The sequence below is a fragment of the Sinorhizobium americanum genome (assembly GCF_001651855.1).
Taxonomy (GTDB): Bacteria; Pseudomonadota; Alphaproteobacteria; order Rhizobiales; family Rhizobiaceae; genus Sinorhizobium; species Sinorhizobium americanum.
Window position 1 is genome coordinate 42,635 of the sequence record NZ_LNQC01000063.1, and the last position, 12,263, is coordinate 54,897.

General features: G+C 62.6%; 10 protein-coding genes. 2 read left to right on the forward strand and 8 right to left on the reverse strand.

Annotated elements, in window-relative coordinates:
* Positions 1-33 precede the first annotated feature (33 nt).
* A complete protein-coding gene (locus ATC00_RS18630; RefSeq protein WP_064253909.1) occupies positions 34-639 on the forward strand; it encodes a hypothetical protein in 606 nt (201 codons plus the stop codon).
* A gap of 312 nt (positions 640-951) precedes the next feature.
* Here the strand turns inward: ATC00_RS18630 and ATC00_RS18635 are convergent, their stop codons facing one another.
* The 8 genes from ATC00_RS18635 to ATC00_RS18675 all read right to left on the reverse strand — a co-directional run bounded on the left by ATC00_RS18635 (position 952) and on the right by ATC00_RS18675 (position 11,467).
* The gene (locus ATC00_RS18635; protein ID WP_064253958.1) at positions 952-1,305 is read right to left on the reverse strand and encodes a hypothetical protein; all 354 of its coding nucleotides are present in this window, start codon (positions 1,303-1,305) and stop codon (positions 952-954) included.
* Positions 1,305-1,964 (reverse strand): hypothetical protein, encoded by a 660-nt coding sequence (locus tag ATC00_RS18640; RefSeq protein ID WP_064253910.1) that lies wholly within the window; start codon positions 1,962-1,964, stop codon positions 1,305-1,307. Before ATC00_RS18640 ends, ATC00_RS18635 begins: the two co-directional genes overlap by 1 nt.
* A 93-nt stretch (positions 1,965-2,057) precedes the next feature.
* On the reverse strand, positions 2,058-4,301 hold the full coding sequence (locus ATC00_RS18645; RefSeq protein WP_064253911.1) for a hybrid sensor histidine kinase/response regulator: 2,244 nt from the start codon (positions 4,299-4,301) through the stop codon (positions 2,058-2,060).
* Positions 4,298-5,467: an FIST signal transduction protein gene (locus tag ATC00_RS18650; protein ID WP_064253912.1), complete on the reverse strand. Its 1,170-nt coding sequence runs from the start codon at positions 5,465-5,467 to the stop codon at positions 4,298-4,300. Before ATC00_RS18650 ends, ATC00_RS18645 begins: the two co-directional genes overlap by 4 nt.
* 19 nt (positions 5,468-5,486) lie before the next feature.
* Positions 5,487-6,179 carry a response regulator gene (locus tag ATC00_RS18655; RefSeq protein WP_064253913.1) on the reverse strand — a complete coding sequence of 231 codons (693 nt, stop codon included), beginning with the start codon at positions 6,177-6,179 and terminating at the stop codon, positions 5,487-5,489.
* Between the two features lie 415 nt (positions 6,180-6,594).
* Positions 6,595-8,739 carry a heavy metal translocating P-type ATPase gene (locus ATC00_RS18660; protein ID WP_064253914.1) on the reverse strand — a complete coding sequence of 715 codons (2,145 nt, stop codon included), beginning with the start codon at positions 8,737-8,739 and terminating at the stop codon, positions 6,595-6,597.
* A gap of 389 nt (positions 8,740-9,128) precedes the next feature.
* Positions 9,129-10,334, reverse strand: a complete 1,206-nt coding sequence (locus tag ATC00_RS18670) for a ZIP family metal transporter (RefSeq protein ID WP_082912421.1) — start codon at positions 10,332-10,334, stop codon at positions 9,129-9,131.
* Positions 10,331-11,467: a multicopper oxidase domain-containing protein gene (locus ATC00_RS18675; RefSeq protein ID WP_064253916.1), complete on the reverse strand. Its 1,137-nt coding sequence runs from the start codon at positions 11,465-11,467 to the stop codon at positions 10,331-10,333. Before ATC00_RS18675 ends, ATC00_RS18670 begins: the two co-directional genes overlap by 4 nt.
* A 180-nt stretch (positions 11,468-11,647) precedes the next feature.
* Here ATC00_RS18675 and mntR point away from each other — a divergent pair, with 180 nt between their 5' ends.
* On the forward strand, positions 11,648-12,103 hold the full coding sequence (gene mntR / locus ATC00_RS18680; protein WP_052035327.1) for a manganese-binding transcriptional regulator MntR: 456 nt from the start codon (positions 11,648-11,650) through the stop codon (positions 12,101-12,103).
* Positions 12,104-12,263: the final 160 nt, after the last annotated feature.

The following is a 12,263-nucleotide window of genomic DNA, read 5'->3' on the forward strand; positions in this document are numbered from 1 at the left end:
ACTGACGCTCATGCGACCACGGAGACGTCAAAGATGAGAGCCGCCCGTCATGCGCTTGGTCTGGCGCTTTGCCTAGCGCAAGTTCCCGCCATCGCAGGCGCCGCAGATTTTTCCGATCCCGACTGGCCCTGCATTCAGCGCAAAGTCGAGAGCCTATCCGCGGGTCTGATGTGGCCGGGGCCGGTCGTCCGTGTCCAGCTTTCGCCTGCGGCAGACGAGCTCGTGGAGACACTGTCGCTTCGCCGAGTGACCCTCGAAGAGGCGGAGACGCTTGTTGCGGCCTTCGTGGAGCGGAACAAGCAGGTCGACGGTCAAGTGCTCGGCACCATTTTTTACAGCGTTTTTGACAACATCGCCGGGACGCGTCAGCGGCTGATCGCGGGTATTGCCCGCTATTCCCGCAGCCAGATCGCGCTCTCGTCCCGCATCGACGGCAGCCGGGTCGAGATGGCGGGGCTTGTGCGCGAGAAGAACCCGGATTTCGACCGTATCGACAAGCTGGAGGAACAGATCGACTGGGACGAACGCATCTATCGCGATCGCTCGCAGGCGCTCACTTATGTCTGCGAAACACCGGTGATTCTCGAGAAACGCGCCTATGCCATCGCCCAAATCCTGCTCAAGCACATGCCGCGCTGAGCGTACCGACAACGACGCCCCGGCCTGCAGCGCCCGTGACGTCGACACGGACGGCTTCGACGACGCTCTGCAGAAGTAGCCGCCCGGCTACAGTGCCGCGTCGTTCAGACGCGCAAAGGACGCTGTAACACTTTGAATCCCGCATCGTGCTTTCCGAAAATCGATTCCGATCCGATGCGCTAGACTAAGGCATGTCGCCCATTGGCTGTTTTTCTCAAAGCCTACCCGGTTCAAAACAATGACTCAGCGGTCGACAGTGCCCAGTGACCGTCGCGCGTCCGAAAAGACGCGCGCCGCTGCAAAAGCTTGGGTTCAGAAGCAGAGCATTTCCGCCTCTGCCTGGGCACGCCTCAGATCGGCCACCATCGTGCGGGGAACCACCGCCGACTTGAACATGGCCACCTGCTCGCCTCCTGCCTGCTGGAGAGACAGTACGGTTTCGGCCTGGACATATTTGTCATAGGGCAGGATCGATGCGATCACATCAATCGAGCAGGAACATTTGCCGAGCACCGCTCGGCTCTGGCCGCTGACCGCCATGCAACCGAATATATAATCAGCCCGGACCTCGGTCGGATAATCGTTCAGCCGCTCGGACATGCTCTGGGCGTCCGCCGGCAGCGACCATGCGGCGATTGCCAGCGCCGATATGACAGCGCGCATCATCATGGCTTCTCCCCGGTCGCTTTGAAAGTGATCGCGTTGGAATAGCCAGCCTCATTCCCTCCGGAGGCGGCAGGAACGGTTGCAGCCAGCGAATAGTACCAGCCAGGAATGTCTTCCGACACGGTTACCGTGAGCGCCAGTTCGGAAAACCGCCCCATCCGCTCGCGCGCCTTGTCGTTCCTGAAGGGTCGAATCGTCACCACCCGTGCACGAATATCTGCGTTCTGATGGCGTAGCGACACCCGCATGATCTGCGCATCCCGCAGCAAGGCCTCCTTGATGCGGTTGCGCAGATAGTAGGGGCTGCCGCCCGATTGATTGGCAATATCGGCAAGGACGCTTTCAAGGAAGTACATGATGAGGGGATTGCCGACCGAAGCCGGATAGTCGCCAAGTCCGCGCGATCGGCCGCCGCGATGAAGTGTCATGGCGACATTGCCACTGGATATAATCTTGAGGTCGATGCTGTCGCTGCCGCCCACCTCAACTGTGTCGGCGCCCGAAACGACCCTCTCATAAACGATTGTGGTCTCACCTGTAGCCGCCTCGAGATCCTTCAGGGCTGTCGATCGGAAGAGAAGCTCGTAAGTCTGAGCAGCCGCCAGCGGTTCCGACGCGACACACAGCAGCGATAGGGCAAGCAGAAAAACAGCACGCACCGCGGACCTCCCGTTGTGAACCCGTGTTTGGGCTTGGCGCTTAGGCTAGCAATGGCTGCTTCGATGTCACGGGAGACCTTTGTATGTGTTTATTCAAGCCACGCGGGCGCGGGTGTTCCAATCGATCAGAGCGCGCAGCCGTGACAGTTGCACCGGCTTCGGGAGCACCGCGAACGACAATTCGTTGCAGAGCTGCAGAAATTGCCGCTGCCGATTGGCGGATATGATGATCGCAGGGATTTCGTCCCCCGCCAGCGCCCGCATCGTACGGATCGTTTCGATGCCATTGTCGCCGTCGTCCAACTGATAATCGACCAACACGATGTCCGGTGCTGTGCCGAATTCCTGCATCAACGTTGCCGCCTCGGCGGTCGAGCCGGCTGCCAGGACACTCGCTCCCCAGCTCTCGAGCATCTGGGTCATTGCGTGAAGCTCGTCGGCGTCGTTTTCGACGACCATGACGATGAGATCCAGACTGCCATCGAGTGCCGGCTCTGCCTTCTCGATCGGAGGAGCGCGAACACAGCCAGCCGCTGCGAGCGGCACCTCGATCGAAAAGGCCGACCCACGGCCGGGCCGTGAGATCAGACGGATCGGATGATCGAGATGCCGACAGGCCCGCTCGACGATGGACAGGCCGAGCCCCATACCGGTGCCTTTTCCCACACCGCCGCCGCGGGTAAATTCATTGAAGATCCGGCTCTGGTCCTCCTCCGAAATTCCAAGACCGGTATCCCAAACCTCGATCCTGAGCCGGCCGCCGCGCGGACGGCAGCCGACGAGAACACGGCCCTGCTCGGTGTATTGGATGGCGTTCACCACCAAATTCTGGACGCAACGCATCAAGTACCGCTGGTCGCTGGTCACCCAGCGAGTCGAAGGGACAAGGCGCAGGTCTATGCCCTTTTCTGCCGCCAAGGGGGCCAGATCTTCGACTACGCCTTGAAGCTGACGTCCAAGGTCGAACGAGGTGATGTTGAACTCTGCCGCCGAGCTGTCCAGGCGCGAAATATCAAGCAGCGCCTGCAAAAGCGACTCTGTCGAGGCAAATGAACGATTCAGGCGATTGACCACGTCCTCTGCTGCCGGCTGGTCAACCATGTCCGTCAGCATCGAGAGATAGAGTTTCGCGGCGTTGATCGGCTGGAGAAGGTCATGGCTGGCTGCGGCCAGAAAGCGAGTCTTGGAGGTATGGGCTGCTTCGGCCGCCTCCTTGGCCTGGCGAAGCGCTGCCTCGATCTGTGCTTGCTCATTGGCATGGATCTGCAGCAGGCGGTTGGCCTCGGTCAGTTCGGCGGTTCGCTCCACTACACGTTGTTCAAGCAGCTCCGCCGCTTCGGTTTCCTTCGTCACGTCCATGATCGACACTATGAAACCGTCGTCAGGCGAGGAATGAATGCGAATGTCGAGGCTCATCCCGTCGCGACGCCTCAACCGTTCCTGCACCGTCGCGCCGCGCCGCAGCGCTTTGAACCAGCCGGCGAATTCGGCTCGGCGGCCCTTACGCTCGAGTATCTCGTGGCGCTCGACATGTTCGACGATCCGCTGGAAGCGGCTTCCCTTCTTCAAAAGCGCAAGCGGCACGCCGAGAAGTTCGCCGAAGCGTTCATTGCGAACCAGCAAGTCCCCACGGGAGGAAAACGTGCAAATCCCAAGCGACATGTGATCGAAAGCGGCCTGCAGAAAATGCGTGTGCTGGTCGATGAGACGGTTCTTCTCGCGCCGGTTCTCCCTGACGATGTCGGTCACCTCGGTCTGCAGGACGGCAATGTTGCCGGAACTGGTCTGCCTGCACGAGATTTGGAACCAACGATCGTTTCTCAGCACCATCACGAAAGACGAAAAGCGCCGACCAGGCCTCTGGCCCGTCAGCAATAGCTGGGCGCGGCCGATAACCCCGTTTAAATCAGGGCTCAGATACCGGCTGGCATTGACGGCCGCGAGATAGTCATCGAACTCGAGCCCTGGCTTGATCAGTGGCTCGATATCCGGAAGCAAGTTCCGGAACTGGGCGTTGCAGACCTGCAGCCGGTCTTCGGAGAAGAGGGCGAAGCCGCCTTCCATCGCGACCATGGCGTCGGCAAGATTTCGCTGTATGCGCTCCTGCGCCTGGCGGGCAATTTCGAGCTCACTCGATGCTCGGTCGAGCGTGTCGAGGGCCTCTTCGAGATCCTTGGTCTTCTCCCAGACCGCGGTCTGCAGTGCGATGGCCGATTCGAAGAGCGAATAGGCGGAACCTCCGACTTCATGGCCACGCTCGGCGCGGTTAATCAACGCCTCGATGATCTTGGCCTGCTTGGCGATCTGGACTTCGTAGGGTTCGTCCGGATTGATCACAGCGGCATGCTCCCTTTCGGTCGGAAGAAGGCGACACCGACAAAGGTCTGGTTCACATGCACGCCCAGATGCTGTTCCCCATAGGTGTTGAACCCCACCACCCGGCGTTGCCGGAACTGTTCGGACGCTGCAGCGTCCAAGCCCTTGCGCTTGATCTCGAGCTTGCGCAGGTAGCAGTCGAAACCCAGAATGAAGTCAGGCGCTTCACCGTCCTTGTCTGCCACCGCAAGTCCGGAATCCAGCGTACGGATGATTTCCTTGCCGCGACCGAGCCGCAACAGCAGGCCGTCGTCGATTGCGGAAAGGAAGGTGAGCCCATGCTTGCCCTGATTCTGCTGGATTGCCCGCACATGATAGAGATTGCCGTTGCGCACGAGAACGGGGTTCTCGGCGAAGATCGTCGGCGACAGCTCAGCAACCGGCACTTTTACGAGCCTCGCATATTCCTCCGCTGCCGGGGAACCATTGATCTCCAGAACCAGCCGCTCTTCGGGAACGGCGCTCGTCACCACCATACAGGTTTCCGTGGGCTGAAAATGGTCGAAGCCCAGACCGTTGAAGGCGAGGTCGGTTTCCAGCAGCAGAAGAAGCGCGGCGTTGCTGTGGAACTCGCCATTGCGCAGGACATGCGTCCTCTCGAACCTGAGCCCGTCGCCGGCCGATCCGCCGAACACCGGGACATCCTTCAATCCGGCCTCCAGGGCCGCCATCAGGATATCCTCCTGTTTCGACAGCCCATCGGCAAAAATCAGCGCAAGCCGCTTTCGGCCCGGCGTTGCGCGAAACTGCGAGGCGAGCCGTTCCGTCTGCGACACGACCTCGGCAATTGAAACCGGGGAGATCGGTTTGAACAAGGTGGAGGCTACCCGGAAGTGCCGCCGCTCGAAGGCGATCGCCAGCAACGCGTCGTCCTCATACCCCCTTGGTGTTATCTGGCCCGCCGTTGTACAGCCGAAAACGACGGTATCCGGAAAGCCCGTCCGGACGGCCTGGGCCAGATCGTCGAGTTGAAGCCGGTGGGGCACGAACAAAAGGATGAAGCTCGGCCTTGCCGCCGTCAGTTGGCCTTTGAGCTCGGCAACGACAACCGCCGCATTGTCGGCACGCGAGACGGCGAGCCGCACGGCCTCCGGGGGTTTGCTGTCAAGATCATCGACAGCCGTCATGCGCCGTCATCCTCCGCGCCTACTGAAGGCTATGGCGGATTGAGACTTCGCGCACCAGCATCGCCGCCTGTGTGCGATTATGAACGCCCAGCCGGCGCAAAAGCGCGGTGATATGCGCCTTGACCGTCGCCTCGGCCAGCTGCAACTCGTAGGCGATCAGCTTGTTTGGCATCCCTTCGCAGATCAGCCCCAATATGCGGGTCTGCTGATGCGACAAATGGGCAATCTTGCGCGAAATAGCTTCCAGCGACAGGTCCGAAGCTGCCGGGGTGCGGGCAGGCATCGTATAGCCGGGCGGCACATAGGTCTTGCCGTTCCAGATATCATGCATCGCCTTGTAGAAGCTCTCCCGACCGATATCCTTCGGAATAAACCCCGCGGCACCGGCGGAAAGGACCGACTGGATGATCCCCTGCGACGTCATCGCTGAGATCACGATCACCGGAATCTCGGGTGTCTTCTCCTTGATCTTGAGAAAGGCGCTGAGGCCTGATGCATCGGGCAAGTTCAAATCAAGCATGATCAGGTCGGGTGAAAACCGTAGGCGCAATTGCTGCAGGGCTTCAGCCAGCGAGGTCGCCATTCGAATTCGGCGCGTGTTGAATGCGCTCTCCATCGTCGCAGCCAAGGCATCGCAATAGAGCGGATGATCATCGATCACCAATGCGGATTTTATTGAAAGCGGGTGAACGGACGAATCGGTCCGTGGCATGGCTCTCCTCCCAAGCATATTTGGGCGACGGGACCAGCCTCCGCTGCGTCACGCATTGCCGGAAATATCTCTGCTCCCAACGCTCTCATGCTCTCCCAGCACGACAGCGAGGAATTTGTCGCACAATTTTCGGGGGCAGGCAATTCCCGAACATGATGGCGTCCAGCCGCCCTAACTCCCTCAAGGTGGCGCGATGGCGCCGATATCGCCAGCGACACGCCGAGTCCTTTGGCTGCGGATTTCCTACGTGAACCTCCCTATGCTTGCGGCCAAGCCGGGACCATGGCCATCGGCGGGGTCTCGCGGATGATCGGGTGATCGATTTTGAGGCTGCCCGCCTGGAAATCGTGTCCGTGACCGGGGTGACGACGAAGGTGGCGAAAGTCAGCAGGTAGGAAAGCGCATTGTCCGTCCTTTAGTATTGGCGGCCGCGCCAGCCGAGCAGGCGCATCGCGTTTGCGGTCACCAGAACCGTAGCTCCGGTATCGGCGAGAATGGCAGGCCACAGCCCGGTCATGCCGAGGATGGTCGTCACCAGGAAAACTCCCTTCAGTCCGAGGGCGATGGTGATGTTCTGCCAGATGTTGCCCATGACGGTGCGGGACAGATGCACCATGTCGGGGATGTCCGCCACGCGGCCATGCAGCGCGGCCGCATCGGCCGTCTCGAGCGCGACGTCGGTGCCACCGCCCATGGCGATGCCGATGTCCGCCGCAGCGAGGGCGGGCGCGTCGTTGATGCCGTCACCGACCTTGGCGACGACGGCTCCCCCGGCCTTCAGCTCTCTGACGATCGTCTGCTTGTCTTCCGGCAGGAGCTCTGCCCGTGCCTCGATGCCCAGCCTGCCGGCGATCGCGCTGGCGGTACGGCGGTCGTCGCCGGTCAGCATCACCGTGGCTATCCCGTCCTCCCTCAGCGACCGGAGCGCAGCCGCAGCGTCGGGACGCGGCTCATCCCGCATGGCAATGAGACCCGCGACATCGGTCCCGACCAGCAGAACCGACACGGTCTTGCCTTCGTCGTTGAACGCCGCGATGCGGTCCTTCATCTCCTCCGGGAGGGGCGCGATCTGGTGGGCGGCCTGCGGCGAAGCCAGGATCGCGGTTTCTCCGCCGACGCTGCCGGCGACACCCCTGCCCGCCAAGGCCTTAGCGTTGAACGCGGGCGGAATCGGGGCCTTGTCGGCCTTCGCCCGGTTGAGGATCGCGAGCGCCAGGGGATGTGACGACCCCGCTTCGAGTGCGGCGGCCATCGCAAGGACCTGCTTTTCGCTGCGGCCGGCCGCGACGATGTCGGTCACCACGGGCTTGCCCAGGGTCAGTGTGCCCGTCTTGTCGAGCGCCACCGCCGTCACCCGGCGAAACTGTTCGAGCACGGCACCTCCCTTCATCAGCAGGCCCCGCCGTGCGCCAGCGGAGAGTCCCGCCGCGATCGCCGCAGGCGTCGAGATGACGAGCGCGCAAGGGCAACCGATCAACAGAACCGCCAGCCCCTTGTAGACCCATTCCAGCCAGGGTTCTCCCATGGACGCAGGCGGCAGGACGGCAACCGCAACGCCGATCAGGAGCACGAAGGGCGTGTAGTACCTGGAGAAGCGGTCGATGAACCGTTCGGTCGGGGCCTTGCTTTCCTGCGCTTCCTCGACGAGCTTCACGACGCGGGCGATGGTGTTGTCCGCCGCGGTCGCGGTCACCCGTACCCTCAGCACGGCATCGACGTTGATGGTGCCCGCGAATACCGTATCGCCGACCGACTTGCGTTTTGGGACGCTTTCCCCTGTCACGGGGGCCTCGTCGACCGCGCTCTCGCCGTCCACGATGGTGCCGTCGGCGGCGATCCGATCACCGGGTCGTACCATGATGGCAGCGCCGATCGGCAGCGCCTCGGCGGCGACCTCCTCGAAGCCGCCGTCGCGCTCGACGAGCGCCTGTTTCGGGACGAGGTCGGCCAGTCCGCGGATGCTCTGCCGCGCGCGTCCGGCGGCAACGCCTTCCAGCATCTCGCCGACGAGAAACAGCAGGACGACGGTTGCGGCCTCCTCCGTCGCGCCGATGAACACCGCGCCGATCGCGGCAATGCTCATCAGGGTTTCTATCGAAAACGGCGTTCCTGCAAGTGCCGCGGTGACCGCCCGGCGCGCCACGGGCACAAGACCCACGGACAGAGCCGCCAGAAAGGCCCAATGCTCGACCTGTGGAACGGCCTTGCCGAGCAGATAGGCAAGCCCGAGCGCGACCGCACAGCCGATCGTCAGCTTCGCCTTGGTGGTTCTCCACCACGGCGCCTCCTCGGCCGGTGGATGATGATCCCCCGCAAGCTCCTGCTTCGCGGGTGCGTCTGCCGCAGCGATCGTGAAGCCCAGAGCCTTCACCTGGCGTTCCACCGCCGCGAGATTGAGCGCCGGCTGGTGAAGCACGGAAAGCGTTCCAGCCGAGACCGACACGCCGACCTCGTTGACACCGGGGAGACGGGTTACGGCATTCTCTATCTTCCCGGCACACGAAGCGCAGTCCATTCCTCCGACTCGGTAGCGAGTTCTGACAGGCAAGCCCTCGTTCATGACGTCTCCTTTTACCAACGATCCGCACCCTACAACCTCTAGCCACTGGAGGGACAACAGCGTGGGCCGAAAAAATGTCCGTGGCACTGGGCGCGACAGCCGGACTGTCGGCGGATCGTCTGCTTGCTTCTAAGAAGACGACAGTTTGCTTCCCTTTGGACTATTCCGGGAGCCGGTGCGGCGCTTTCGGAAATGCGGCGCGTGCTCAGGCCGGGGCAGGCTGCTGTTCGTCGAGCAGGACGCAATCACGAGCGCGATGACCAGCAGCGCGAGGATGACGCCGCCGCCCAAATCATGCCGCTGCCCATCCTGCAGGTCGAGGATCTGAGCTCGTGCGCTGGAGCGCACGAGCGGTTCGGAGCAATGTCCAATACTCCTGCTGGACCGCCCTAAATCTTCACCAGCATGGCCGTCGCGTACATGAATGCGACGCCGACGGCGATCCCGGACATGACTGGCGTGGTCAGCAGGCCAGACAGGCGTCCCTCGTGCGTCCGGATCATCGATGCCGAGACCTCGACGATCACCTGCAGGATCGCGCCAGCGCCGATGGCGAGGGCAAGCGCCGCCCAATGGGGGGCGTAGGCGAGGCTGCCGAGCCACATGCCGAGAACGGCCGGTCCGCCTGCGAGCAGCGCCAGGGCGGCGAACCGCCAGAGCAGCGGCCTCGCCTTCAAGATTGGTGCGGCGATGGCGATGCCTTCCGTGATGTTGTGCAGCGTGAAGCCCATCACGAGGAAGGCGCCGAGGCCCGCGGCACCCGCGGCGAAGGCCGCACCGATCGCCAGGCCTTCGCCGAGGTTGTGCAGCCCAATGCCGAGCGCGATGTAGGTGGCGAGCGCAAGGCCGCTCGGCCTCCCCTCCCGCCGCGAAATCGCCATCAGCAACAGGAACGCCGCGGCGGCCGCGAGAAACACCATCGCCGAGCCCTGGAAGATGGCGGCGGATTGCCCCGCGAACTCCAGCGCCTCCTCAAGCGTGTCGATGAACAGGAAGCCGAGGAGGCCGACCGTCATCGCCAGCAGGAAGCGCATCATCCACGGCCCCGCTCCCCGGAGGGCCGGATAGAACATCAGGCCGATCGCCACCGGGAGGATGCCGACGAAGGCACCGAGCAGCGCCTGCGACGACAGGGTTGCGGAAGTCGCGACTGGCGTCGGCACGGCGACGGGAATCTCGTGTTCGAAGGTCGCGCCCGTATTGGTGACAAGGGTGACCTTGTGGGCCTCGCCCAGAACCCATGGGAAGGGGACCGAAATCCAGGCGGTGCTGCCGCGTGCGATCGGTCCGGGAGGGGTCTGCTCGAACTGCCAGTAGGCCGCGTCCACCTGAACCTGGGCAATGTTCATGGCCTCGGAGCCGCCGCCACGGACAAGAAGGCGCAAGCCGTCCTGATCAAGGACCGTGCGCTCGACCGTCAGGTTCTCCACGGGCGGCGCGCCGTTGTTGAAGCCCGCGAGCGGGTCGGCCGCCACCAGCCCCCAAAGCGCGGCGGCGAGGACGGCAAGGGGAGCCAGCAGCCACAGCAGGCCTGCGCGACGAGCGCGTCGTTCGGCGACCGGAATATCGTGATCGACGACCACTCGCTCGTTCATGACAGCGTCTCCACGACATCGAACATGCCCATCCAGCCGAGCTCGGTGAATTCTGACTGGTGTGCGTGAAACATATAGAGACCGGGCTCATGGCCCTGGTCTGCATAGTTGAATTCGAGAATGCCGCGCTGCGCCTGGCACTGGGTGATGAGGTCGACGGTTTTCAGCGTCGGCGTTAGCGTCGTTCCCTGGTCGAAATAGTTGAAGAAGTTGCCGTGCAGGTGGAACGAGTTGATCGGGTCGAACTCCGTCACATTGACCAGATAGACGCGGACCGGCCGGTCTCGCGCGATCTTGATCGGCCGCTTGGCGTAGCAGTGGGCAATCGTGTTGCAGGCGTAGAACTCGTTCTCGCCATCGAAATTGGTGTCGAAGGCGTTCATCACCATCGCCAGTTCCTGCCACTTACCATTCTCCGGCGAGCCCAGCAGCCGCGAGCGGGCGACGTCGGCGAACTCGGGATGCCGATCGGGGTCGGGATCGACGACGAACATGCCATACATGCCCTTGTGCATGTGTCGGGCAAGCGGCAGCGCATGGCAGTGGTAGAGGTGGCAGCCGAACGGCTTGGCGTCGAACTCGTAGACGAACTCCTCGCCCGGCTGGATGACGCCAGCGCCCGGAACGCCGTCCATCCGAGCACCGTGGATGCCGTGGAAATGCATCGAGTGCGGATGCGATCCGTAGTTCTTGAAGACGATCCTCAACCGCTCGCCTTCGGTGGCGCGGAGAGCGGGACCGGGAACGCGGCCGTCGAACGTCCAGGCCGGGAACATCACGCCCGGCGCGATCTCGATCTCCTTTTCCTCCGCCGTCACCTCGAAGCTGCGCAAGCGGCGGCCGCCGGGCAGCGTCGAAACCTCGCCTGTATACCAGTCCGTCAGCATGGAAGTCGGGTCGAAGCCGTTCCGTGCATAATCGACGTCACCGACGGTGATCATGGCGCCGTGGGAGGCTGCATGATCGGGGGTTGCGGGGTTAGGAGCGTACGGCCCGCCATGACTGCCGTGTCCCTGCGGCGCGCCCGCCTGTCCGAGAGACTCGCGGGCGGTCACCGAGGCCCCTGCCGTCGCGAGAAGGCCTGCGCCGAGAAAGCCCCGGCGACTGAGAAGGGATGGCAACCAGCCGCGCATGAACGAACCCTCATATAGCAAACTCAATCTATAGAAGCACGGTACCTATAATATAGCAATGGCTATAAGTGCGATTTGTCAGTTTCGGCTGCCCTCATCGTCGATGTGAGGAATTTTAGTGCGTTGCAATCTGGTATAGCCGCAGCTAAGATTTTTTCGGTAATGCGCAGAGGAAATGGCATGTCGATCAAGCCGACACCGGAGACATTTCAGGGCGTCCTCGTCGACGCGGATACGCAGGTCGAGAGCTTTCGCCAGACGCGAAACAGCCGGCGCACCGAACTCATCGAGGACTACGTCGAGTTGATCGCCGACCTGATCGCCGATGGCGGCGAGGCACGCCAGGTCGACATCGCGCAGAGGCTCGGCGTCGCCCAGCCGACGGTCGCCAAAATGTTGAAGCGGCTGGCGGCGGACGGCTTCATCCAGCAGAAGCCCTATCGCGGCGTCTTCCTGACCGCGCAAGGCAGGGAACTCGCCGAGCGAAGCCGGGATCGACATCAAATCGTCGAGAATTTCCTTCGTGCCCTCGGCATTAGCGCCGAGACCGCGCGCATCGACGCCGAGGGCATCGAGCACTACGTCAGCGGTGAAACACTGCAGGCGTTCAAGTCCTATCTCTCGAAGCAAGGCTGAGTCCGGCGGCGGGCTGTTGCTTGCCTGATCCGCGGATCGGCTAGCGCATCGGCCCGAAAATCGGAATCGATTTTCGGAAAGCACGATGCGTAGATTCAAAGTGTTACAGCGTCCTTTGCACGTCTGAAAAGACGCGCGGCGCTGTAGCATCGTATCGGCT